Origin of the sequence: Exiguobacterium sp. s130, assembly GCF_018619055.1 — a bacterium.
In the GTDB taxonomy this organism is placed as follows: domain Bacteria; phylum Bacillota; class Bacilli; order Exiguobacteriales; family Exiguobacteriaceae; genus Exiguobacterium_A.
In genome coordinates this window covers 588,466-611,938 of the sequence record NZ_JACSNI010000002.1, presented here as the reverse complement: position 1 = coordinate 611,938, position 23,473 = coordinate 588,466, and the positions used below count along the sequence as shown (strand labels likewise).

General features: G+C 49.1%; 23 protein-coding genes and 1 other annotated feature. Of the genes, 21 read left to right on the top strand and 2 right to left on the bottom strand.

Features of this window, described 5'->3' with window-relative positions; all coding sequences use genetic code 11:
* Positions 1 to 2: 2 nt before the first annotated feature.
* From HZS85_RS07085 to HZS85_RS07005, 17 genes are all read left to right on the top strand, one after another.
* Positions 3 to 278 carry a YggT family protein gene (locus HZS85_RS07085; protein ID WP_035406819.1) on the top strand — a complete coding sequence of 92 codons (276 nt, stop codon included), beginning with the start codon at positions 3 to 5 and terminating at the stop codon, positions 276 to 278.
* Positions 275 to 1,045, top strand: coding sequence for a YlmH family RNA-binding protein (locus HZS85_RS07080; protein ID WP_035406822.1), 771 nt, complete (start codon positions 275 to 277; stop codon positions 1,043 to 1,045). The genes HZS85_RS07085 and HZS85_RS07080 overlap by 4 nt, the downstream gene beginning before the upstream one ends.
* 23 nt (positions 1,046 to 1,068) lie before the next feature.
* A complete protein-coding gene (locus tag HZS85_RS07075; protein ID WP_023468794.1) occupies positions 1,069 to 1,590 on the top strand; it encodes a DivIVA domain-containing protein in 522 nt (173 codons plus the stop codon).
* Positions 1,591 to 1,831 (top strand) — a binding site (T-box leader).
* Positions 1,832 to 1,887: 56 nt separating this feature from the next.
* Positions 1,888 to 4,623 carry an isoleucine--tRNA ligase gene (gene ileS / locus HZS85_RS07070; protein WP_214854601.1) on the top strand — a complete coding sequence of 912 codons (2,736 nt, stop codon included), beginning with the start codon at positions 1,888 to 1,890 and terminating at the stop codon, positions 4,621 to 4,623.
* 72 nt (positions 4,624 to 4,695) lie between these two features.
* Complete coding sequence (lspA, locus tag HZS85_RS07065) at positions 4,696 to 5,172, top strand: signal peptidase II (RefSeq protein ID WP_056062334.1); 477 nt, start codon at positions 4,696 to 4,698, stop codon at positions 5,170 to 5,172.
* Positions 5,169 to 6,092, top strand: a complete 924-nt coding sequence (locus HZS85_RS07060) for an RluA family pseudouridine synthase (protein WP_214854600.1) — start codon at positions 5,169 to 5,171, stop codon at positions 6,090 to 6,092. Before lspA ends, HZS85_RS07060 begins: the two co-directional genes overlap by 4 nt.
* Before the next feature lie 248 nt (positions 6,093 to 6,340).
* A complete protein-coding gene (gene pyrR, locus HZS85_RS07055) occupies positions 6,341 to 6,871 on the top strand; it encodes a bifunctional pyr operon transcriptional regulator/uracil phosphoribosyltransferase PyrR (RefSeq protein WP_035409506.1) in 531 nt (176 codons plus the stop codon).
* A 51-nt stretch (positions 6,872 to 6,922) separates the two neighbouring features.
* The gene (locus HZS85_RS07050; RefSeq protein ID WP_056062331.1) at positions 6,923 to 8,245 is read left to right on the top strand and encodes a uracil-xanthine permease family protein; all 1,323 of its coding nucleotides are present in this window, start codon (positions 6,923 to 6,925) and stop codon (positions 8,243 to 8,245) included.
* 120 nt (positions 8,246 to 8,365) lie between these two features.
* Complete coding sequence (locus HZS85_RS07045) at positions 8,366 to 9,301, top strand: aspartate carbamoyltransferase catalytic subunit (RefSeq protein ID WP_035406837.1); 936 nt, start codon at positions 8,366 to 8,368, stop codon at positions 9,299 to 9,301.
* On the top strand, positions 9,285 to 10,556 hold the full coding sequence (locus HZS85_RS07040; RefSeq protein ID WP_056062328.1) for a dihydroorotase: 1,272 nt from the start codon (positions 9,285 to 9,287) through the stop codon (positions 10,554 to 10,556). The genes HZS85_RS07045 and HZS85_RS07040 overlap by 17 nt, the downstream gene beginning before the upstream one ends.
* Positions 10,549 to 11,637 carry a carbamoyl phosphate synthase small subunit gene (locus tag HZS85_RS07035; RefSeq protein WP_214854599.1) on the top strand — a complete coding sequence of 363 codons (1,089 nt, stop codon included), beginning with the start codon at positions 10,549 to 10,551 and terminating at the stop codon, positions 11,635 to 11,637. Before HZS85_RS07040 ends, HZS85_RS07035 begins: the two co-directional genes overlap by 8 nt.
* Positions 11,630 to 14,839 carry a carbamoyl-phosphate synthase large subunit gene (carB, locus tag HZS85_RS07030; RefSeq protein WP_214854598.1) on the top strand — a complete coding sequence of 1,070 codons (3,210 nt, stop codon included), beginning with the start codon at positions 11,630 to 11,632 and terminating at the stop codon, positions 14,837 to 14,839. Before HZS85_RS07035 ends, carB begins: the two co-directional genes overlap by 8 nt.
* Entirely contained in the window at positions 14,836 to 15,567 is a 732-nt protein-coding gene (locus HZS85_RS07025) for an iron-sulfur cluster-binding protein (protein WP_214854597.1), read from the top strand. Before carB ends, HZS85_RS07025 begins: the two co-directional genes overlap by 4 nt.
* Positions 15,567 to 16,496, top strand: coding sequence for a dihydroorotate dehydrogenase (locus tag HZS85_RS07020; protein WP_214854743.1), 930 nt, complete (start codon positions 15,567 to 15,569; stop codon positions 16,494 to 16,496). The genes HZS85_RS07025 and HZS85_RS07020 overlap by 1 nt, the downstream gene beginning before the upstream one ends.
* A complete protein-coding gene (gene pyrF, locus HZS85_RS07015; RefSeq protein WP_214854596.1) occupies positions 16,471 to 17,172 on the top strand; it encodes an orotidine-5'-phosphate decarboxylase in 702 nt (233 codons plus the stop codon). The genes HZS85_RS07020 and pyrF overlap by 26 nt, the downstream gene beginning before the upstream one ends.
* Positions 17,160 to 17,801: an orotate phosphoribosyltransferase gene (gene pyrE / locus HZS85_RS07010; RefSeq protein WP_483297907.1), complete on the top strand. Its 642-nt coding sequence runs from the start codon at positions 17,160 to 17,162 to the stop codon at positions 17,799 to 17,801. The genes pyrF and pyrE overlap by 13 nt, the downstream gene beginning before the upstream one ends.
* 81 nt (positions 17,802 to 17,882) lie before the next feature.
* Positions 17,883 to 18,692 (top strand): GNAT family N-acetyltransferase, encoded by an 810-nt coding sequence (locus HZS85_RS07005; RefSeq protein ID WP_214854591.1) that lies wholly within the window; start codon positions 17,883 to 17,885, stop codon positions 18,690 to 18,692.
* A 111-nt stretch (positions 18,693 to 18,803) separates the two neighbouring features.
* Here HZS85_RS07005 and HZS85_RS07000 read toward each other — a convergent pair whose 3' ends face one another.
* Both HZS85_RS07000 and HZS85_RS06995 read right to left on the bottom strand, forming a co-directional pair.
* Complete coding sequence (locus tag HZS85_RS07000; RefSeq protein ID WP_214854587.1) at positions 18,804 to 19,775, bottom strand: zinc-binding dehydrogenase; 972 nt, start codon at positions 19,773 to 19,775, stop codon at positions 18,804 to 18,806.
* Positions 19,776 to 19,777: 2 nt separating this feature from the next.
* The gene (locus HZS85_RS06995) at positions 19,778 to 20,269 is read right to left on the bottom strand and encodes a lactoylglutathione lyase family protein (protein ID WP_023468778.1); all 492 of its coding nucleotides are present in this window, start codon (positions 20,267 to 20,269) and stop codon (positions 19,778 to 19,780) included.
* Between the two features lie 104 nt (positions 20,270 to 20,373).
* On the opposite strand from HZS85_RS06995, the gene HZS85_RS06990 reads away from it, so the two are divergent.
* The 4 genes from HZS85_RS06990 (at position 20,374) to HZS85_RS06975 (ending at position 23,412) form a co-directional block, all read left to right on the top strand.
* Entirely contained in the window at positions 20,374 to 20,688 is a 315-nt protein-coding gene (locus tag HZS85_RS06990; RefSeq protein ID WP_214854585.1) for a winged helix-turn-helix transcriptional regulator, read from the top strand.
* Between the two features lie 19 nt (positions 20,689 to 20,707).
* Positions 20,708 to 21,397: a metal-dependent hydrolase gene (locus HZS85_RS06985; RefSeq protein ID WP_214854583.1), complete on the top strand. Its 690-nt coding sequence runs from the start codon at positions 20,708 to 20,710 to the stop codon at positions 21,395 to 21,397.
* A gap of 204 nt (positions 21,398 to 21,601) precedes the next feature.
* Positions 21,602 to 22,504, top strand: a complete 903-nt coding sequence (locus HZS85_RS06980) for a DUF4097 family beta strand repeat-containing protein (RefSeq protein ID WP_214854582.1) — start codon at positions 21,602 to 21,604, stop codon at positions 22,502 to 22,504.
* Entirely contained in the window at positions 22,501 to 23,412 is a 912-nt protein-coding gene (locus HZS85_RS06975; protein WP_035406871.1) for an FUSC family protein, read from the top strand. The genes HZS85_RS06980 and HZS85_RS06975 overlap by 4 nt, the downstream gene beginning before the upstream one ends.
* The last annotated feature ends 61 nt before the right edge of the window (positions 23,413 to 23,473 follow it).

The following is a 23,473-nucleotide window of genomic DNA, read 5'->3' as shown; positions in this document are numbered from 1 at the left end:
GTATGGATTCACAAGTGATGTACGCGATTGGTCGTACATTAAGTACGTTATTACAATATTATAGTTATGTCATGATTGTGTACATTCTGCTATCTTGGTTCCCGAATGCCCGTGATTCGAAATTCGGACAAGTGCTCGCGATGTTGGTCGAGCCATTCCTAGCACCCTTCCGTCGTATTATCCCGCCTATCGGAGGCATGCTAGATATCTCGCCGATTGTTGCCTTTCTCGTCTTGAACTTGGCACAATCCGGTATCCGAGCTATCTTCTTCGTATGAGTGTATATGATCATTATCGTGGAAGCGAGCGGGAATTCGTCGATTCGGTCTTGAACTGGATTGATCACGTGGAAGCGACGTATACGTTTAAATTAACGGATTTTCTAGACCCTCGTGAACAGCAAATCACACAAGAACTCGTCGGTTCGAAATGCGCCCTCTTTTTTGAGGGCGGTTTCGAAGGCGCCGAACGTAAACGAGCAATCCTCGCACCAGACTATTATGAATACAACGCGGATGACTTTGACATTTCCATTTATCGCATTCATTATCCTACTAAATTCGTTGAACTATCTCATCGTCAAGTCACCGGTACATTATTGAACGTCGGATTGAAACGTGCCAAGTTCGGCGACGTCATCATCCAGGATCAAGTGCAATTTGCTGTCGCGGACGAAGTTGCGACATATATCGAAGCAAACGTCGAACGCGCAGGTAAGACGAAGATTCGTCTTTCGCGCGTAGACGCAGAAGATCGCTTGAAAGTGAAGGAACAAGAGTGGGAAGAGACGCTCGGGTTCGTCAGCTCACTTCGGTTCGATACTGTCGTCAGTGAAATTCTCGGCTTCTCCCGTCAAAAGGCACAGACGCTCATTAAACAGGGTGAAAGTAAAGTGAATTATAAGGTAGTCGATGACGTGAGTTTCATGCTTGAAGAAGGGGATCTGCTTTCCTTACGTGGAACGGGACGCGTCAAACTGATTGCGATTCTCGGATCAACGAAACGGGATCGAATCAAACTACAATACGGTATTTTAAAAGGATAAAAAATGCGGAGGAGGAATTCATCATGCCATTAACGCCACTCGATATTCATAATAAGGAGTTCACACGAAAGTTTCGCGGCTACGACGAGGATGAAGTGAACGAATTCCTAGATCAGGTCATCAAGGATTTTGAGTTGTTGTTACGTGAGAACCGTCAACAACAGGAAGTCATCCAAAACATGCAAGCGCGTGTCGATTACTTTAGTTCGATGGAAGAAACATTGAATAAATCGATTATTGTCGCACAGGAAGCGGCAGAAGAAGTGAAAGCGAATGCTTCAAAAGAAGCAAGCTTGATCTTGAAACAGGCAGAACGCGAAGCAGAGCAATTGCAAGATGCGGCACAACGCCGGGCACAACGGACGGACTTCGAAGTGGAACAGATGCGTAAGAAAATCGAACTCTATCGCAATCGCTTCAAAGTGTTGATCGATGCTCAAATGGAATTATTGACGAGCCACGACTGGGATGCATTTGATTTCTCTTCACGTGGAGCGCTTGACGATGTTCCAGCAGTTGCGTATAATGACGACGATGTCGTATAAATAAAATCAATGATAAGGACACGTCGCATCTTGGACAGTTGACAGCGAATCGGGAAATGGTGGAAGCCCGAGCAACGAAAGAGATGGGATATCCCCTTAGAGTGTATGACTGAACGTTCGCCGAACAGTAAGTCATGCCGGTTCACTCCCGTTAGCGAGTTCTTAAGCGGTCCTGCGTCGTCGAACATACGAGCAGGATTAGTAGGGTGGTACCGCGAGTTCAGCCAAGCTCGTCCCTATCTCAGGGATGAGCTTGGTTTTTTTGTACTTTTAAAGCGAAAGGTGAGAGATGGTCAGATGGATTACAAAGAAACCTTATTGATGATGAAAACGGAGTTTTTAATGCGAGGCAACTTGCCAAAACGTGAGCCAGATATGCAAGCACGATGGGAAGAGATGAATCTCTATGCTGCGGTCCAAGAAAAGAATGCTGGAAAGCCGACGTTCATCCTTCACGATGGTCCTCCTTATGCGAACGGTGACATCCACATGGGGCACGGATTAAACAAAGTTTTAAAAGACTTCATCGTCCGTTACAAATCGATGAATGGCTTCCAGTCCCCTTACGTACCAGGTTGGGACACACATGGCTTGCCTATCGAGACAGCACTTCAAAAAGCAGGTGTTGACCGCAAATCGATGACGGTCGCGGAATTCCGTGAGTTATGTGCGAAGTATGCGCTGGAACAAGTCGATCACCAACGTGATCAATTCAAACGCCTCGGTGTTCTTGGTGACTATGACAATCCATATATCACGCTTCAACCAGAATTTGAAGCAGCTCAAATTCGTTTGTTCGGGGATATGGCGAACAAAGGCTATATCTACAAAGGGAAAAAGCCGGTCTATTGGTCACCGTCTTCTGAATCAGCACTAGCTGAAGCAGAAATTGAATATCAAGACAAACGGTCAGCTGCGATCTATGTTGCATTCCAAGTCATGGATGGAAAAAACATCCTTGAGCCGACGGATCATTTCGTCATCTGGACGACCACTCCATGGACGATCCCAGCGAACCTTGGAATCTCTGTCAGTGCGGAATTGACGTATGCGCGGATCGAGTATCAAGGAAAAGGATATATCGTAGCGGAAACACTTGTTCCAGAAGTCATCGAAGCGCTCGGATGGGAAGACGCGACAATTGGACGTGTCTTCAATGGTGCGGACTTCGAGTACGTGAAAGCGAAACATCCGCTTTACGACCGTGAATCACTCGTCATGCTTGGCGACCACGTTACAGCTGAAGCGACGGGTGTCGTTCATACAGCTCCAGGACACGGGGAAGATGACTTCCGTATTGGTCAAGCATACGGGCTTGACGTTCTCTGCCCAGTTGACGATAAAGGTGTCATGACGGCAGAAGCTCCTGGATTCGAAGGCATGTTCTATGAAGATGCGAACAAAGAAATCGGTCTCGCACTCGAAGAAGCTGGCGCTCTCTTAAAACTGTCATTCATCAAACACTCGTATCCACACGACTGGCGGACGAAAAAACCGGTCATCTTCCGGGCAACGCCACAGTGGTTCGCTTCAATCAAAGACTTCCGTGCGGAAATCCTTGATGAGATCAAAGGTGTCCAGTGGGTACCAGAGTGGGGTGAAACACGTCTCCACAACATGTTCAAAGACCGCGGCGACTGGGTCATCTCCCGTCAACGTGCTTGGGGCGTTCCACTTCCAATCTTCTACGCTGAAGATGGAACGGAAATCGTCACACCAGAAACGATTGATCATATCGCGAATCTATTTGCGACTCACGGATCAAATGTCTGGTATGAGCGCGAAGCAGTCGACTTGCTTCCTGAAGGATTCACACATCCAGCAAGTCCGAACGGTATCTTCAAAAAAGAAACGGACATCATGGATGTCTGGTTCGATTCTGGTTCATCACATGCCGGTGTCCTTGCGACACGTCCTGAATTGACACGTCCAGCGGATCTCTATCTTGAAGGTTCTGACCAATACCGCGGTTGGTTTAACTCGTCGCTATCGACAGCCGTCGCAACGACTGGGAAAGCACCATACAAAGCGGTCGTCAGTCACGGATTCGTTCTGGATGGTCAAGGTCGCAAGATGTCGAAATCGATTGGTAACACGATTGCACCAATCCAAGTCATGCAACAATTCGGAGCAGAGATCCTTCGTTTGTGGGTGGCATCTGTCGATTATCAAGCTGATGTTCGGGCATCGATGGATAACTTCAAACAAGTCTCAGAATCATATCGTAAAATCCGGAACACGGTTCGTTTCCTTCTCGGAAACTTGGATCAATTCGATCCTGCGACGCACCGAGTCGCATTTGAAGACTTACCAGAGTCAGACCGTTTCATGCGTACGAAACTGGACCAACTTGTTGGAAAAGTAAAAGCGGCTTATGATGCGTACGACTTCATGTCGGTCTATCAATTGCTCCACAACTTCTGTGTCCTTGATTTGTCGTCGTTCTACCTCGATTACACGAAAGATATCCTGTATATCGAAAAAGCAGACGCGACATCGCGTCGTGCGGTTCAGACGGTCATGTATGATACAGTCGTCGCCTTGTTGCAATTGATGGCACCTGTTTTGCCACACACGGCAGACGAAGCATGGGAATTCGTACCAGCTGTTGAGACGAAGAGCATCTTCTTGACGGACCTTCCAGAAACGGTCGAAGTCTCAGAAGAAGGACTTGCTCTCATCGAGAAATGGAACGCGTTCCTGACGTTCCGTGATGATGTCTTAAAAGCACTCGAGGAAGCACGCGTCGAGAAACTCGTCGGTAAGACACTCGAAGCAAAACTCTTGCTTGCACCGAAGGAAGAAACGAAAGCATTGCTTAAAACGATTGATCATCTTGAGCAGTTGCTCCAAGTCTCACAACTCGAATTCGTGGATACAACGGATAAGATGTATGAGACGACCGGTATTACAGTTCAAAAAGCTGACGGTGAAAAATGTGAACGTTGTTGGACATATTCGACAGAACTCGGACAAGATCCGGCTCATCCGACGCTTTGCCCACGTTGTACTGAAGTCGTCAATTCTTTATAATGATACAAAGGGAGGGGCGACTGCGACTTCGCAGGACGTCCCTCATTATTTTTGGATGCGGAGGACAATAGGATGTGGCTTTACTTAGGGATTGCTGCTTTACTCGTTGGAATCGACCAGTTGACGAAATGGATCGTCGTTCAAAATATGACGATCGGTCAAGCGATCACAGTCATTCCGGATTTCTTTTATCTCAACTCGTATCGGAACCGTGGCGCCGCATGGGGAATGCTCGAAGGTAAATTCGGTTTCTTCTTCTTCGTCACGATTATCGTCGTCATTGGATTGATTTACTTCCTCTACAAGGAAGGCACGAAAAATAAGGTGTTTGCTTGGAGTATCTCGCTACTACTTAGTGGTGCGATCGGAAATTTCATTGATCGAATGGTTCGAGGAGAAGTCGTTGATTTCTTCCACTTCTTCCCGTTCGGCTATAATTTCCCGATCTTTAATGTCGCAGACGTCTGTTTGACGTTTGGTGTCATCACGATGCTGATTAGCGTCATGTTCGAAGAACGGTTGACTAAGAAAGGAACGATGGATAAATGAATGAAGTAGAAACATGGTCCGTACAAGCGGATGGAGCGACAGGGCGCATTGATAAGTGGCTCGCAGAACAAAATGAATGGTCGCGTTCGCAAGTACAGGAATGGTTAAAAGCGGGACGCGTCGAAGTCGATGGTCGTGTCGTTAAACCAAACTATAAATTATCGGGAACAGAATCGATTACCGTTCATATCCCGGAAACGGTAGAACTCGAGATTTTACCAGAAGATATCCCGCTTGAGGTCGTCTACGAGGACTCAGATGTCATTGTCGTCAACAAACCAAAAGGAATGGTCGTCCACCCAGCGGCAGGTCATGTCTCAGGGACCCTCGTCAATGCCTTATTACATCATTGTCAAGATCTCTCGGGCATTAATGGTGTCAAACGTCCAGGAATCGTTCACCGAATCGATAAGGACACGTCTGGTCTATTGATGGTTGCTAAGAACGACTTAGCGCATGAATCACTCGCGCATCAGTTGAAAGAGAAAACGACGGAACGTCTCTACATTGCGCTCGTACACGGTGAGATTCCGCACGAGCTCGGAACGATTGAAGCACCGATCGGACGCGATAAGAACGATCGTCAACGGATGACGGTAACGGATAAGAATTCAAAATCTGCCGTAACCCATTTCCGTGTTCTCGATCGGTACGAAGGGTTTACAGTCGTTGAATGTAAACTCGAAACAGGGCGGACACACCAAATCCGTGTCCACATGCGTTATATCGGTTTCCCGCTTGCCGGTGACCCGAAATATGGTCCACGTAAGACGATGAAAATGAATGGTCAAGCCTTGCATGCTGCGGTTCTCGGCTTCGAACATCCACGGACAGGCGAATGGATGCGTTTTGAAGCACCACTCCCAGAAGAGATGACATTTGAAATCGGTCAGCTGAAAAAACTTGAATTAGAGTCTTGACGTTTTTCTAATAAAACGGTAGAGTATCACCTAGAGAGCGATGCGAGACATCCTCTACTGACACTTCGGTCGTCCGAGCGACGATCCTACCAAACTAGTATCACCTTTAATCGAGTCCGGAGAGGCTGCGAAAGGGAGAACCTACCACAAACGTGCGTAGGCATGCATACAAGACGTATGCCATGATTCTGTCTTCGAAGACCTTCTGCGGATTTCCGCAGAAGGTCTTTTGTATGAAAGGAGAAACCATGAAACCAGCCGTCATCTTAGATGAAGCCGCGATTGGACGCGCACTGACACGGATCGCCCATGAAATCATCGAACGTAACAAAGGTATTGCTGATTTAATGATCGTCGGAATCAAGACGCGTGGTGAGACACTCGCGCGCCGCCTTGCGAAGCGGATCGAACAGATTGAAGGAAAGCCGGTCTTACTCGGTGTCGTCGACATCTCAATGTACCGAGATGACTTGTCAAAGCGAAGTTTAGAGCCAGAAATAAAAGGATCTGATCTACCGGAAGACATCACCGGAAAAATCGTCGTCCTCGTTGACGATGTCCTCTACACAGGACGCACCGTCCGTGCCGCGATGGACGCACTCGTCGACCACGGAAGACCGAGTATGATTCAACTCGCTGTCCTCGTCGATCGTGGGCATCGAGAGTTACCGATCCGTCCAGATTTCATCGGCAAGAACGTTCCGACGTCACGTGACGAGCAAGTCGTCGTCGCGCTCGCTGAAGTCGACGAAGCCGATCAAGTATTCATTAAACGCTAAAAATCAAAACCTTTAAGGTGGTCCAGAGAGACCAGAAAGGGAGTCATCCATATGGCAAAACATGCCGCAGTACTTGATGTACAAGAAGTACCTACTCACCCTCTAAATTGGCTGATGCTCAGCCTACAACACGTCTTCGCGATGTTTGGTGCGACCGTGCTCGTCCCGCTCTTAACGGGACTCAACACATCGGTCGCGCTCGTCGCAAGCGGAGTCGGCACACTGATTTTCCTCGCCGTCACTCGCTTCAAAGTACCCACATATCTTGGTTCTAGTTTTGCCTACATCGCCCCGATCATCGCCGTCAGTGAACGGTGGGGTGTCGAGGACGCCTTAATCGGCGGAATGGTCGCTGGACTCGTCTACGGACTTGTCTCACTTCTCATCCGTTACACGGGGGCTGCTTGGTTGCTTCGCTTACTCCCGCCTGTTGTCATCGGTCCGGTCATCATGGTTATCGGGTTATCGCTTGCCCCGACCGCTGTCAACATGGCGATGAACGGAGCGGACGGTAAGTACAACGGACTTTACTTCCTCGTCGCGATGGTCACGCTCGGTGTCACACTTCTCGCAATGACGTATTTAAAAGGAATGTGGAGCACGATTCCGATCCTGTTCGGAATCACGGTCGGTTATCTCGTTGCGGCATCGGTCGGAATCATTGACTTCAAACCACTTCAACAGGCAACGTTCTTCCACGTGCCGGACTTCACGATTCCGTTCTTGAATTACACACCATCATGGAATACAGCTGCCTTGCTTCTGATCGTTCCCGTGACGCTCGTCACACTGACGGAGCACATCGGCGAACAAAAAGTGACATCACGGATCATCGGGCGCGAGACGCTCCTTGATCCAGGGATGCACCGGACAGTACTTGGCGACGGAATCGCGAAGACAGTCGCTTCGATGCTTGGTGGACCACCGGTTACGACGTACGGTGAGAACAACGGCGTCATGTCGATCACACGGGTCTACAGTGTCTTCGTTCTAGGTGGGGCAGCGGTTCTTGCGATCAGCTTCGGATTCCTCGGATATGTCGAAGGATTCATCAAGACGATTCCTACACCAGTCATGGGTGGCATCAGTATTCTCTTATTCGGAGTCATCGCGTCAAACGGTCTCCGGACACTGACGGAAAGTAAGATCGACCTTGCTGATAAACGGAACTTGACGATCACAGCTGTCATTCTTGTCACGGGAATCGGAGGGGCCGCCTTGAAAATCGGGAACTTCTCCCTCGAAGGTATGGCACTGGCGACGATTCTTGGGATCATCCTGAATCTGATCCTTCCGAAAACGACGGAACAGGTCGAAGAAACAGCTGAAACAACGGAAAACTCTACAACTCAATCTGTAGCGAACAACTTTTAAGACGTTCCGAGAGAACGATAAAGTGAAGGCCATGAAAAGATGCAGGGACTCCTCTGTCTTCTTTCGGCGCACCTTCACTTAGAAGGTGCGCCTTTTTCATGACCTGAAGGAGTGAAATACATGAAAACGATCTTGCAAACCCGACATTTCGTCAATTTAGAAAGCTTATCCATAACGGAGATCAATTCGTTGATTGAACGTAGTCTCGCTTTTAAACAAGGCGAACCGGCACCAGACTTTTCCGACAAGACACTCGTCAATCTGTTTTTTGAAAACTCGACGCGGACACGCTCTTCCTTTGAAATGGCAGAGCATCGCTTGAACATGCATCTACTGCCGTTTGAAACAGCGACGTCATCCGTGCAAAAAGGGGAGACGTTACACGATACGTGCAAAACACTCGAAGCGATTGGCGCCGATGGATTGGTCATTCGTCACGGTGACACCGGTTATTATGAAGAATTGATTCAGACACTCGATATTCCGATCATCAATGCAGGAGACGGGAGCGGACAGCATCCATCGCAGTCCTTGCTTGATTTGATGACGATGGTCGAGACGTTTGGAACGATTGTAGGAAAAGTAGTCGTCATCTGTGGGGATTTACAACATAGTCGTGTCGCTCGGTCGAATGCCGATATCTTAAAACGACTTGGCGCCATCGTCTATGGATCAGGGCCACGCGAATGGTATGACGAAGCGATGGGAATACCGTATCTTTCAATGGACGAAGCAGTTGAACAGTGTGACATCTTGATGTTGCTTCGAGTCCAGCACGAACGGCATGACGGAACGACACGGTTTGATCCAGATGTCTATCACGTCACACATGGATTGACGCATGAGCGGATGAATCGACTGAAACCTTCAGCGATCGTCCTACATCCGGCACCGGTCAATCGCGGAGTCGAGATTGCCGACGAACTCGTCGAACACCCGCAATCGCGGATTTTTGAACAGATGAAAAATGGTGTCTTTGCGCGAATGGCGATTCTGGAATGGTGCTTTTCGATGAAAACAATCAAAGGAGACGATGCAGATGACAACACGAATTGAAAATGCGAGATGGTACGAGGCTGGACAAGTTCGAACAGGGGATATTCGAATCGAAGCTGGAAAAATCACGGACTTAGCAGCAATACCGCAAGTTGGGGAAACGGTCATTGATGCTTCCGGATTATTCGTTGCACCAGGATTCGTCGACATCCATGTCCACCTGCGGGAACCGGGCGGCGAACATAAGGAGACAATTGCGACAGGTACGGCAGCTGCGGCAGCTGGTGGATTTACGACGATTTGCCCGATGCCGAATACGCGTCCCGTACCGGACGATCGTCAAACACTTGATGCATTGTTCCAAAAGATTGAAGAGACGGCATCTGTCCGGGTTTTGCCTTACGCGGCGATTTCAAAAAATCAACTCGGACAAGAACTCGTCGCGTTCGATCAATTAACGGATGCCGTGGCATTCACGGATGATGGTGTCGGGGTCCAGACGGCAGCCGTCATGCGAACGGCAATGCAACAAGCCGCACGGCTCGGGAAGACGATTGTTGCCCACTGCGAAGATGATTCGTTAAAAGCAGGATGTGTGCACGAAGGAAACTACAGTCGACGGGAAGGTTTGCAAGGTATTCCATCGCTTGCTGAGAGTATCCACATCGCACGTGATGTCCTGATTGCAGAAGAAACCGGCTGTCATTATCACGTCTGTCATGTCTCGACGAAAGAATCCGTTCGCGTCATTCGTGACGCCAAACGAGCAGGGATCCGAGTGACAGCAGAAGTCACACCGCACCATCTTGTATTGATCGATGAAGACATATCGAATCAGGATCCGAACTTTAAAATGAATCCACCACTGCGGAGTGAGGCAGATCGCCAAGCATTGCTCGAAGGATTAGCAGACGGAACGATTGATTGCATCGCAACGGATCACGCTCCTCATGCAGCAGAAGAGAAGGCACTCGGTATCGAACGCGCCCCGTTTGGCATCACAGGATTCGAGACAGCATTCCCGCTCCTCTATACGAAGCTTGTCGCTGAAGGCAAGATGACACTTGAGACACTGATTCGGAATTTGACGGACAAGGCAGCAGCGATTTTTGAACTACCTTACGGCAAACTCGAAGTGGGGGCGGAAGCAGACTTAGTCCTGCTTGATCTAGAGACGGAGCGGACGGTTTCACCGGAACGGTTCCGTTCAAAAGGTAAGAACACACCGTTCGCAGGAGAACGGTTAAAAGGATTCCCGGTCATGACGCTCGTCAAGGGAGAAATCGTATTCAAGGAGGACATAGCACATGCGTAAACGGACACTGGTGTTAGAGGATGGTATGACGTTTGAAGGAACGGCGTTTGGATCGGACACGACAACAACAGGAGAGGTCGTCTTCCAAACCGGAATGACTGGTTATCAAGAGATGCTATCGGATCCATCTTACTGTGATCAGATGATCGTGCTGACGAATCCGTTGATCGGCAATTACGGAGTCAATCGAGAAGACTATGAAACGACGCGTCCACTCGCTAAAGCATTGATTGTCCGCGAACATTGCCAAACACCGTCGAACTTCCGCAGTGAGATGTCGCTCGATGCAGCTCTTCGAGATCTTGATATTCCAGGATTAAGTGGAATCGATACGCGACAGTTAACACGACATATCCGCTCGAAAGGCGTCATGCGCGGCCGACTCGTTGATGGAGAGTTCGACCTAGAAGAGGAATTAAGCCACCTGCAAAATGCACCAATCGAGACGGATCAAGTCAAACGTGCTTCAACGGAACGGGCGTATATCATCCCAGGAGCTGGACCACGAATCGTTCTCGTCGACTTCGGAGCGAAGCTCGGAATCGTCCGCGAACTTGTCAAACGCGGCTGTGAAGTTGTCGTCGTACCATACGACGTGAGCGCAACGGAAGTCTTACGCTATCGTCCGGACGGTGTAATGCTATCGAACGGACCAGGGAATCCAAAGGATGTCCCAACGGCGATTCCGATGATTCAAGAATTGACGGGAAAAGTCGTCATCTTCGGCATCTGTCTCGGTCATCAGTTGATTGCACTAGCGCACGGGGCGGATACGTTCAAGCTCCCATTCGGTCACCGAGGGGCGAATCATCCAGTCCAAGATATCCGGACAGGTCGCGTCGATATCACGTCGCAAAACCACGGGTATGCCGTCGACGAACAGTCATTACGCGATACCGTGCTTGAAGTGACGCATCTTGCGATCAATGACGGAACGGTCGAAGGCATCCGTCATACGACAGCAGCGGTCTTCTCCGTCCAATACCATCCGGAAGCATCACCTGGTCCGATGGATGCGAACGGTCTATTCCAACAGTTTTTAGAAGAAATCACGAAACAACAGGAGGTCTCTCATGCCTAAACGTCAAGATATCCAGAAAATTCTCGTTATCGGGTCCGGTCCTATCGTGATCGGACAAGCAGCTGAATTCGACTACGCTGGAACACAAGCGTGTCAAGCCTTGAAGGAAGAAGGATATGAAGTCATCCTCGTCAACTCGAACCCTGCAACGATCATGACGGATCCAACGGTCGCTGATCGTGTCTACATCGAGCCCCTCCAAGCAGAGTTCGTCTCACGGATCATCCGCAAGGAACGTCCGGATGCCTTGCTTGCGACACTTGGCGGTCAGACGGGTCTGAACTTGGCTGTTGAACTAGATCGTCTTGGTGTCCTAGCTGAATACAATGTCGAGTTGCTCGGAACGAAATTATCAGCAATCGAAGAGGCAGAAGATCGTGATTTGTTCCGTCAACTGATGTTTAGACGCGGACATGGCGTACCGGATAGTGAAATCGTGCATTCGCTCGAAGAAGCACAACAATTCCGACAACAGATTGGTCTACCAATCATCATCCGTCCAGCATATACACTCGGAGGAACGGGTGGTGGAATCGCCCATACACCGGAAGAGTTCACGCGAATCGTCGAAGGGGGACTCAAGGCAAGTCCGGCAACACAAGTACTCCTTGAAAAATCAATTGCTGGGATGAAAGAGGTCGAATTTGAAGTCATGCGTGATGCAACGAACCAAGCCATCATCGTCTGTGCGATGGAAAACTTCGACCCGGTTGGTGTTCATACCGGAGACTCGATCGTCTTTGCTCCGACGCAAACGTTATCGGATCGCGATTATCAACTGCTACGTAACGTCTCGCTCGATATCATTCGCGCACTCGGTATCGAAGGTGGATGTAACATCCAGTTCGCGCTGGATCCGACGAGCTTTGACTACTATGTCATCGAAGTCAATCCACGTGTTTCCCGCTCGTCCGCACTTGCTTCAAAAGCGACCGGTTATCCGATCGCAAAACTTGCTGCAAAGATTGCCGTCGGGTATGCCTTATCTGAATTAAAGAACCCGATCACCGAGACGAGCTTTGCTTCGTTCGAACCGGCACTCGATTATGTTGTCGCCAAAATTCCGCGCTGGCCGTTCGATAAATTCGAAATGGCAGATCGGACGCTCGGGACACAGATGAAGGCGACCGGTGAGGTTATGGCAATGGGGCGGACGATGGAAGAGGCATTACTGAAAGCCGTTCGTTCGCTTGAAATCGGTACAGCGGATTTGTACATGCCACGCTTCATCGAAATGGCAGATGATGCTTTGCAACAAGCGATTCGCCAGGCGACAGATGATCGACTTTTCGCCTTATACGCTGGTTTTGTCCGCGGCTATAGCGTCGAACAGATTCATGCTTGGACGGCAATTGATCGCTTATTCCTCGAAAAGCTACAGCACATTTGGCAACTTGAGCAATCGGTCGCTACCGGTTTGACACCTGAACTGCTACTTCATGTGAAGCGGTATGGATTCAGTGACCCAATGCTCGCCCGGATCACAGGACAAACGGAAACAGAGATTCGCCGGATGCGTGAAGCGCAAGCGATTCATCCAGTGTATAAAATGGTCGATACGTGTGCGGCAGAGTTCGCTTCTGATACACCGTACTACTATGGAACATACGAACGCGAAAATGAGGCAATCGCGACGAATCGTTCTTCGATCCTCGTCTTAGGATCGGGTCCGATCCGGATTGGTCAAGGAGTCGAGTTCGACTATGCGACAGTCCATTCGATTCAAGCGATTCGTCAAGCTGGTTATGAAGCAATTATCGTCAACAACAATCCGGAAACCGTGTCGACCGACTTCTCGATTTCCGATCGACTCTACTTTGAACCATTAACGACGGAGGATGTCCTCGAAGTCATCCGAAATGAACGTCCGCTCGGTGTCATCGTCCAGTTCGGTGGACAGACAGCAATCAACTTAGCTGAGTCATTAGCAGCAGAAGGTGTAAAAATCCTCGGGACATCGCTTGAGGATTTAGACCGGGCAGAGGACCGAAAACAGTTCGAAGCAGCGTTGACGGCGCTCGACATTCCACAGCCACCAGGTAAAACGGCCGTCACGGTCGAAGAAGCGGTCACGGCAGCAGCGTCACTCGGTTACCCGGTCCTCGTTCGTCCATCGTATGTTCTCGGCGGTCGGGCAATGGAAATCGTCTATGCACAAGAAGAACTGGAACATTACATGAAACACGCGGTCATCGCCTCACCGGAACGACCGGTCCTCGTCGACCGTTACCTGACAGGAATTGAACTCGAAGTCGACGCGATCTGTGATGGAACAGATGTCGTCATTCCAGGCATCATGGAGCATATCGAACGTGCCGGTGTTCACTCAGGTGACTCGATTGGAGTTTATCCGCCACAACGTGTCTCCCAAGACATCAAGGATCGGATCGTCGACTACACGACACGAATCGCCAAAGCATTCGGCATCAAAGGATTGCTCAACATCCAGTTTGTCTATGCGGACGGCGCACTCTATGTTCTTGAAGTCAATCCGCGTGCCAGCCGGACGGTGCCATTCATCTCGAAAGTGACGGGACTTCCGGTCGCGCGGCTCGCGACGGACATCATTCTCGGTGAAACGCTCGCTTCTTACGGGTTAACAAGTGGTGTCCTACCGGAAGAATCGCTCGTCTCGGTCAAAGTACCGGTCTTCTCGTTTGCGAAGCTTAAAGAAGTCGACCCGACGCTCGGACCGGAAATGAAATCGACCGGAGAAGTCATCGGAACAGACCGAACACTTGAAAAAGCACTCTACAAAGGATTGCTTGCTTCTGGGATGGCGATTCCAGAACACGGTCGTGTTCTCTTGACGGTCGCAGACCCGGACAAAGCAGAAATGACAGATCTCGCACGACGCTTTGCCTCACTTGGATTCACGTTGCTTGCGACGGAAGGAACGGCAGCGTACTTGACGGAGCAAGGGTTACCGGTTCAGACGGTCGGTAAAATCGACTCGTCTTCCGAATCGATGCTCGACGTGATTGAAAAAGGGGAGATCGAGTATGTCATCAATACGATGAGTCGCGACTCACAAGTCACGAAAGACGGCTTCATCATTCGCCGGGCAGCAGCGGAGAATCAAGTCGTTTGTCTAACATCACTCGATACGGCGGAAGCGATTCTACGCGTCATCGAGAGTCGCTCGTTCGAAGCGAGTGCGATTCAAGCCTTCACACACGAAAAGAAAGTGGTGATCCAATGAAGCAACTCTTGACGGTCGTCTCTCGACGAACGGTAGCTCAAGGCGCGACAGAACTCGTCTGTCGCCTCGAGCAACCGCAGGACATTGCGCCGGGGCGATTCATGCATCTACGCGTCGGTCCACTCTTACGCCGACCGATCTCGATTGCTCGGGTCGATCGTGATCTGATTACGTTTCTCTTTAAAGAAATCGGACAAGGGACAGCAGAACTAGCTTCCTTGCGTCCCGACGACAAAATCGATGCCCTCGGACCACTCGGAAACGGTTTTCCGATCGACGCCATCAACCGAGATCAACGGGTCGTTCTCGTTGGTGGAGGGATTGGGGTACCGCCGCTGTATGAGACGATGCGCCAACTTGTCGCCCGGGGCGTGACATGTGAAGCGATTCTAGGATTTGATACGGCAACAAGTGTTTTTTACGAAGCGGAATTCCAAGCACTCGGTAAGACGACGGTCACGACCGTCGATGGAACGCATGGCACGACAGGATTCGTCACGGCAGCCTTACGTCCAGAAAGCTATGACGTCCTACTCGCTTGCGGACCAGAGCCGATGTTGCGGTCACTCCAGCAACAACCGATTGAGCATAAGTATCTCTCCATCGAAAATCGAATGGGGTGCGGCATCGGTGCTTGTTTTGCCTGTGTCTGTCAAACACCGACAGGCGGGTACGTCAAGACTTGTTCCGATGGTCCAGTCTTTCGGGCAGAGGAGGTCGTATTATGATGGAACGATTACATGTCGAGTTGCCAGGACTTTCCTTGAAAAACCCGATCATGCCGGCATCTGGATGTTTTGGATTCGGTGAGGAATACGCGAAGTTATATGATTTATCAGAGCTTGGGGCAATCATGATCAAAGCAGCGACGGGCGAAGAACGTTACGGAAATCCGACGCCGCGTGTCGCGGAGAGTGGAATGGGGATGTTGAATGCAATCGGTCTCCAAAATCCGGGTGTCGATGGTATCTTAATGAAAAAACTACCGTTCCTTGAGACGTTTGATACAGCAATCATTGCGAATGTCGCCGGATCGACACCAGAAGAGTATGAGCTTGTCGCAGAAAAAATGAGCCGTCACCCTGGCATTCATGCATTGGAATTAAATATCTCCTGTCCGAACGTCAAATCAGGTGGAATCCAGTTCGGAACGGATCCGTTGCTTGCCGCTGAATTAACGCGTCGAGTCAAACAGGTCTCGACCAAACCGGTTTACGTTAAGCTTTCACCGAATGTCACTTCAATCGTCGAGATGGCACGTGCCGTCGAAGCAGCAGGTGCAGACGGGCTGACGATGATCAACACACTCGTTGGGATGCGAATCGATGTCCGAACGGGACAGCCAATCCTTGCCAACCGGATTGGTGGATTATCCGGTCCATCCATCAAGCCAGTCGCGATTCGGATGATTCATGATGTCGCACAAGCAGTCTCGATTCCTATTATCGGGATGGGTGGCGTGATGGAAGTCGATGACGTCTTAGAAATGATATACGCTGGGGCTTCCGCTGTTGCCGTCGGTACCGCAAACTTCGTCAATCCATACATCTGTCAAGAATTAATCCAGCAGTTACCGGGTCGCATGGATGAACTCGGCATCGACCATATCTTAGACATCAGGGGGAAAGCATATGAATCAACTTTACATCGCGCTTGATTTTCCGACCGAAACAGAAGTGTTTTCGTTCCTCGAACAGTTCAAAGAGACACGACCAGCCGTAAAAGTTGGGATGGAATTATTTTATGCTGCAGGTGGACCGTTCGTCCAAAAACTCGTCGAGCGTGGGCACGCTGTATTCCTCGATGTCAAAGTCCATGACATTCCAGAAACGGCGCGCCGGACGATGCGCATCATCGGGCAATTAGGTGTTGAATTGACGAACGTCCATGTTGCCGGTGGGAAAGAGATGATGATCGCGGCGCGAGAAGGACTTCGTGAAACGAATGCCGAGACACAACTAATCGGCGTGACGCAGTTGACATCGACGGATGAAGCGATGTTACGCGACTTAAAGATTGAAGGAGCGATGCCGGCAGTCGTTCGTGAGTATGCGCAACTGGCAGAAGCAGCCGGACTAGATGGTATCGTCTGTTCGGCGCTCGATCTTCCTGAACTAATCGAAGTTTGCCGAACGGACTTCCGTTTTGTCACACCAGGCATTCGTCCTTCTAGCAGTGAAGCAGATGATCAAAAGCGAGTCGCGACCGTTCTTGATGCGCGTCGAAATGGAGCGACGGATTTAGTAATTGGTCGCCCGATTACACGTGCCAAACATCCAGAACAGGTCTATCAGGCGTTACTCGAAGAATGGAAGGGGCAATTATCATGGTAAATCCAATTGCAAATGCATTACTCCGTATCAAAGCCGTCACGTTATCTCCAAACGATCCGTATACGTGGGCGAGTGGGCTCCGTTCTCCGATCTATTGCGATAATCGGTTGACACTTTCGTACCCAGAAGTCCGCTCCTTGATTGCCGATGCCCTCGCTGAGAAAGTGAAGGATTTAGGAATCGAAGTCGTTGCCGGAACAGCGACAGCAGGTATTCCTCACGCGGCATTCGTCGCGGAACGATTAGGGTTACCGATGGTCTACGTGCGTAGTGGCAGTAAGAAACATGGGAAAGGTAATCAAATCGAAGGTGTTATTCAACCAGGCCAACGCGTCGTCGTCATCGAAGACTTATTGTCAACGGGGATGTCTGCGATCGAGGCAGCGGAAGCACTCCAAGCAAAGGGAGCGAACGTCATTCGGATTCAAGCGATTTTCTCTTACGGGATGGAACGCTTGAAGAATAATCTCCGAGAAGCGAAGATTGACGCGGATGCATTACTGACGTTCGAAGCGTTACTCGAAACGGCACAACAACAAGGGGATATCACGCTAGAAGAACAGGAACAATTGGCAGATTGGTCGAAGGACCCAGTTGCTTGGAGCGAACGTTTTACCGCAAACGTGTAAAAACAGATAGATTCCGTCGGACGACCTACGATTTCTAGTGCATGATTTGGTACACTATAGAAATAAAGGAGGTCGTCGACTATGGTGACGCATTATCGTGATTATGAACAATTCAAAATGGTCGTCCTCCCGTTTCTGCTTGAACGTCCAGATACGCATCAGTTGATTCTAGGTATATTGGAACGGGGAGATGAACCGCTCTTGATGGCAACGGCACAAGAAGGCGATCATCGTCTCGTCATATTGCAAACGATACCGGAGCAAGTCATCGTCGCAGGGGATATGTTCTCGCAAGAAGGGATTCGAAAGCTTGCGCGAATTCTGGATAGTCCAGGATTCGTCGGAGAACAGGTCATCTTAGCGCCGCTTTTACTCCCACATTCCATGTATGAGGTACATATGGAACAAGGGATGTATGCATTGACGAAGGTCGAGATGCCACATGTTCAGGAGAACGTCGTCTTCCGACCGGTTTTGAACGATGAAGGACAACAAGCCTTAGAATTTGCGTCCGGATTTTTATATGAGGTCGAAACGCGTCCATCTGATCGACAGCTTACGCAACTCCATCAGTCAATGACGCGACACATTCAGCAAGGAAGCTTGTTCGGATTGTTTAGTGGAAATACGCTCGTCGCGATGGCGGCAGCGACACGTCCCACGCAAACTGGGATTACGATTTCTTACGTCTATACGCCGAAAAAACTACGTGGGAATGGATATGCTTCTTATCTTGTCGCAAAACTATCTGAACACCTCCTACAGTCTTATCCGGTCGTGACGCTCTATACCGATTGGTCGAACCAGACAGCGAATAAAATCTATCAGCATGTCGGTTTCGAGTTAGTCGGACGATCCTTACATATCAAAAAACAAGAACGCTACCGGTGAACATGGCTGATGCTTTTTCAGTCAACGTTCAGGAATTAAAAAATAGAGTACGACAGCAGCCGACCGTCCTATTATCTAAGGACAGTCGGCTGTTTTGTGCCACGGCAAGTATTAGTTAAATTTAGCGATGATTTTACCACGGACGTGACGTTCAGATAGACGTTGTAATCCTTTGACGATGTCAGTTGCTGGAATCTCCTCTGTGACGAGTGGATCGAGTTCTTTCGCTGCGACGAGTTTTAATAATTCACTTGCCATATGACCGAGGTTTCGGATCGCACGGTCATCTTCGCTGGCATAAGCAGCCGCGAGTGCCACTTCATGGATCGAAGGGGAGAGCGTGAACGGCTTGACGACCGACTGATCGGGACCACCGGCGATGAAGGCGAGTTGCCCCGAGAAGGCAAGACGTCCGAGATCCGCTGTTGCTTCATCTCGACCGACCGTATTGAAAATCAAGTCAGCACCGCGACCGTTCGTCCAATCGCGAATGACATCCGTGACATTTTCTTTTTTGTAGTCGATGGCAAGATCGGCACCGAGTCGCTTGACCCACTCATGGTTTTCTGTCGAAGCAGTCGTCGCGACCTTAAGACCAAGGCGTTTCGCGAGTTGAATGCCGATGCCACCGACACCACCTGCACCAGCATGAATGAGGATCGTTTCTTTCCCTGTCGTGTTCATCTTCTGAACGATCGCTTCATAGGCAGTCATGCCTGCGCAAAGAATCGCAGCGGCTTCAGTGAATGAGATGTCTTCCGGAATCAGGGCGAGGGCACGCGTATCGACGAGTGCATATTCAGCAAAAGCACCATCGCGTTGCAGGTTCGTATGAATCGCTACACGATCACCGATTTTCACTTCTGCGCCTGGGCCGATTTGTTCGACGACACCCGCTAGATCGACGCCTGGAATATGCGGGAACGTCCAAGCTGGATTGTTGGTCGCCTTATAGTCGACGGGATTCAGTGCGACCGTCTTGACGCGAATCAAGGCTTGTCCTTCTCCTGGCGTCGGCGTCTTGACCTCTTCGAATGTCCATTGATCAATCGCTGTACCTGAGTGATTTAACCATGCTTTCATGTTTAATAAGCTCCTTCCGAATAGGTAAGTTCATACGAGTGAGAGTAGATTTCAACGAGGTTACCGAATGGATCCTCACAGTAGACCATTCGATACGGCTTGTCTCCCGGATAGTATTCGCGGATTGGCATCCGTTGTTTGCCGCCGTGGGCGACGATTTTTTCGACGAGTCCTTCGACGTCTGGATCTTGGATCGCATAATGGAAGATGCCTGTTTTCCAGAATTCGAAGTTATTTTCGGGTTGTTCATTGTTCGGGAACTCGAACAACTCGATTCCGATGCGGTCACCTGTCGCCATGTGAGCAATCCGGAACTTGTTCCATCCTGCACCAAAGACATCCGTACACATGACACCGATGGCAGAGTCATCTTCGAGGACATCAGATGGTTCCATGATGATATACCAACCCATCACCTCTTGATAAAAACGGACGGCTTCGTCGAGATTCGGTACAGAAAGACCGATGTGCGAAAAATTACGTGGATACGTCATGCTTAACACTCCTTTTGCAAAATGATTTACGCATACTCTAACTTACGCTACACTCGATTGCATAGTACGCACTTTGAAGTAACTACTCTGGAGGAGAGAACAACATGTCGACAGAACAATTTCCGGTCAATCGGGCGCTCGCCATCATCGGCGGAAAATGGCGTCCACAATTATATTGCACGTTAGAGAACGGTCAGAAACGTTTTTTAGAGTTACAACGTGCCATTCCCGGGATTTCTCGGAAAGTCTTGACGGATCAATTAAAAGAACTCGAACGTCTCGGAATGATTGAACGGATTGAGTATGATGAAGCCGTCTTACATGTCGAATACAAATTGACAGAAGCGGCATTTACACTGCAACCAGCCATGAAAGGTTTATGCGCATGGGGGGAAGGGAATCAATTATCCGAATCCTAATCGAGAGGCAGTGAATTAGATGAAGCTAACTTATCATGGACAGTCAACAGTAACGATTGAAACGAATGGTCACCATCTCGTCATCGATCCCTTCTTTAGCGGTAATGAAAAAGCGACGACGAATCCAGATGACGTCAAGGCAGATTTTATTTTGTTAACCCATGCCCATGCCGATCATATGCTTGATGCAGAGCGGATCGCGAAAGCAACGGGGGCGACGATCATCGCTACGCATGAGTTGGCAACGTATTTAAGCTTCAAAGGATTGAATGTCCACCCGATGAACCTTGGCGGACAGTTTGAATTCTCGTTTGGTAAAGTAAAGATGACACAGGCATTCCATTCATCAAGCATCATCGATGAAGAGAAACAAACCATTACGTATATGGGGATGCCGGCTGGATTCTTACTGACGATCGAAGGCAAAGAAATCTATCACGCAGGCGATACGGCACTGTTCGGGGATTTAGCCCTTTATGGCGCCCATCATGAAATCGATTTAGCCTTCTTACCGATCGGTGATAACTTCACGATGGGTCCGGATGATGCGTTGATCGCTGCAGATATGTTGCAAGCGAAAGCAGTCGTACCGATCCACTACGATACATTTGATTTAATCAAACAAGATGCGAACGCATTCTGTGAACAAATTGAAGCGCAAGGTCAAACTGGTCATTTACTCGCGATCGGCGAGTCACTCGAATTATAATCCGTTCTTAAGCAAAGGAGAGGAAACGTCAAGGTTCCTCTCCTTTTTGTCGATTATTCTTCTGGAATATCTGTAGTTCATCCGATGACGCTTCCTTCTTCCGCCCGATGGCGAAACAGTGAACTTCTTCTATGATAAGTAGGGGCTGTTGACAGCCGATTCAGATATTCGGAATAATGGTAGACATGAGATGGAGGGACTGACATGGAAGAGCATAACAGTAGGAGTGTGCGGAAACGAAAACAATCGTCGTTCACACGCTTAAAAAATAAACAAAAACAAAAGATGGATGCACGGTTGAATCGCATTGGAGAAAAAGGACCAGTGAAGCGACCGCTTTATTTGTACGGTGGTGTCGTTCTCGGACTTGTCGTCATCTATTCGATTACATTGCTCGTCTCAACGGAATTGTTATCGCGCGGTGAAACATTCAAGACGACGAATCGCTATAAGTCTCTCGCCATCGAGGCGCCGCACGCAACCGTACAATTCGTTCGAAGCACAGACGGAAACGTCCAAATCAAACTCGTCGATAGTGCATCGAGTGGAAAACGACTGAAAATCAGTACATCGACGAATACGGTAACGGTGACAGGACGAGATGGTTGGCTGTCTCGACTCGGCAATCGTCCGAGCGAAAAAACAGCAGACTATACGATTCAAGTGGGACTACCGAGTTATATGAACCGTGTCGATGTCGATGCTGGAACACTTAAAGGAATGGGCATCTACGCAAAAACAATCGAGATGAACGGAGAAGCGATGAGTCTCGATAAAGTAAAAGGTGATGAAATTACACTGAATGCATCACGTGCGATTTCCATCAAAGAGATGGATGCCGTCCATGCGCAAGTGACAGGTGAAAGTGTTTCTCTTGCGGAATATGTGGCGAAGTTGAGTCTCGACGTCACAACGATTGACGGCGCTACGAAGCTAAAACCAAATAAATCAGCCGGTACGATTACGATTGACACAGGAGGCGACATTAAAGCCTCTGACCGATATACGAAACAAAAGAATAAGGATGAGACAATTTATGAACTGTCGAAACAAGAAAAACCGGAAGTGACAGTCAATAGTGAAGTCGGGCAGGTGACGCTCGAGTGAAATTAAAGTTTCGGATTGGACTACGAACGGTCAAGACCGGTATCGCGGTAGCTCTTGCGCTTAGTATCTCCTGGTATGTGTTCGATATTTATTCGGGAATGGGGGCTGTCGCAGCAATTGTTGCGATGCAACCGACGATTCATCGGTCGTTTAAAATCGTCTTCAACCGGATTTTCGGAACAGTACTTGGATTAATGTGTGGTCTTGCGATTGTTGCGACACTTGGGGCGAATCCGCTGACGATTGGACTCGCCGTAATTGTCTCGCTCGTCCTTAATTCGATGATTGGAAGAACGGATATGTCGACGTTCGCGGCTTTTGCCATCGTGTTGATGTTCGAGAGTCCGACCGCCGACTACGTCCACTATGCCTTATCACGGTCGTTGCTGACTGTCGTCGGTGTATTATCTGCTGTCCTCATCAATTACATCGTCTTCCCGCCACATTATGAGGATCGTTTACTCTTGCTTGTCAAAAAAACGACGCAACAGTTGATGGAAGATTGGCGGAGCCTTGTGCAAGATGATACGAGGTTGCTTGCCGTTCGGAAACAAATTCTCAAACATGAAGAAATGATGTTGATGCTTCAAGAAGATCAAAAATATCCATTGATGGCAAGCGGTCAAAGTGAAGCGTTCATCCGACTGAAGGAGCTTGTCGATCTTGAAGACAAGTTGCTCGTCTTGCTTGAAAGCATTGCCAGTCATCGGGATATCCCGATGACAGAAGAACAGGAAAAGACGCTCGGCCAGGAAATTGATTTCTTACTCAGCCATCATTACGATGTCATCTTCTCCCACGAACGAAAACAAGCGATGTTCTCATTCGATCAAGAATTAAGCGAGGCGAAGGATATCATCCATGGGCATTTGCTCGATTACCGGGAACAGTTAGAAAAAATGAAGTGAAGATGAAAAAGCGCTGTTTCTCCTAAGTGATATTTAGGAAAAACAGCGCTTTTTTGTGTAG

Bases quoted from the DNA above. Each gene is read 5' to 3' on its own strand.
- HZS85_RS07085 (WP_035406819.1), top strand. From the start codon at position 3: ATGGATTCACAAGTGATGTACGCGATTGGTCGTACATTAAGTACGTTA.
- HZS85_RS07080 (WP_035406822.1), top strand. From the start codon at position 275: ATGAGTGTATATGATCATTATCGTGGAAGCGAGCGGGAATTCGTCGAT.
- HZS85_RS07075 (WP_023468794.1), top strand. From the start codon at position 1,069: ATGCCATTAACGCCACTCGATATTCATAATAAGGAGTTCACACGAAAG.
- ileS (WP_214854601.1), top strand. From the start codon at position 1,888: ATGGATTACAAAGAAACCTTATTGATGATGAAAACGGAGTTTTTAATG.
- lspA (WP_056062334.1), top strand. From the start codon at position 4,696: ATGTGGCTTTACTTAGGGATTGCTGCTTTACTCGTTGGAATCGACCAG.
- HZS85_RS07060 (WP_214854600.1), top strand. From the start codon at position 5,169: ATGAATGAAGTAGAAACATGGTCCGTACAAGCGGATGGAGCGACAGGG.
- pyrR (WP_035409506.1), top strand. From the start codon at position 6,341: ATGAAACCAGCCGTCATCTTAGATGAAGCCGCGATTGGACGCGCACTG.
- HZS85_RS07050 (WP_056062331.1), top strand. From the start codon at position 6,923: ATGGCAAAACATGCCGCAGTACTTGATGTACAAGAAGTACCTACTCAC.
- HZS85_RS07045 (WP_035406837.1), top strand. From the start codon at position 8,366: ATGAAAACGATCTTGCAAACCCGACATTTCGTCAATTTAGAAAGCTTA.
- HZS85_RS07040 (WP_056062328.1), top strand. From the start codon at position 9,285: ATGACAACACGAATTGAAAATGCGAGATGGTACGAGGCTGGACAAGTT.
- HZS85_RS07035 (WP_214854599.1), top strand. From the start codon at position 10,549: ATGCGTAAACGGACACTGGTGTTAGAGGATGGTATGACGTTTGAAGGA.
- carB (WP_214854598.1), top strand. From the start codon at position 11,630: ATGCCTAAACGTCAAGATATCCAGAAAATTCTCGTTATCGGGTCCGGT.
- HZS85_RS07025 (WP_214854597.1), top strand. From the start codon at position 14,836: ATGAAGCAACTCTTGACGGTCGTCTCTCGACGAACGGTAGCTCAAGGC.
- HZS85_RS07020 (WP_214854743.1), top strand. From the start codon at position 15,567: ATGGAACGATTACATGTCGAGTTGCCAGGACTTTCCTTGAAAAACCCG.
- pyrF (WP_214854596.1), top strand. From the start codon at position 16,471: ATGAATCAACTTTACATCGCGCTTGATTTTCCGACCGAAACAGAAGTG.
- HZS85_RS07005 (WP_214854591.1), top strand. From the start codon at position 17,883: ATGGTGACGCATTATCGTGATTATGAACAATTCAAAATGGTCGTCCTC.
- HZS85_RS07000 (WP_214854587.1), bottom strand. From the start codon at position 19,775: ATGAAAGCATGGTTAAATCACTCAGGTACAGCGATTGATCAATGGACA.
- HZS85_RS06995 (WP_023468778.1), bottom strand. From the start codon at position 20,269: ATGACGTATCCACGTAATTTTTCGCACATCGGTCTTTCTGTACCGAAT.
- HZS85_RS06990 (WP_214854585.1), top strand. From the start codon at position 20,374: ATGTCGACAGAACAATTTCCGGTCAATCGGGCGCTCGCCATCATCGGC.
- HZS85_RS06985 (WP_214854583.1), top strand. From the start codon at position 20,708: ATGAAGCTAACTTATCATGGACAGTCAACAGTAACGATTGAAACGAAT.
- HZS85_RS06980 (WP_214854582.1), top strand. From the start codon at position 21,602: ATGGAAGAGCATAACAGTAGGAGTGTGCGGAAACGAAAACAATCGTCG.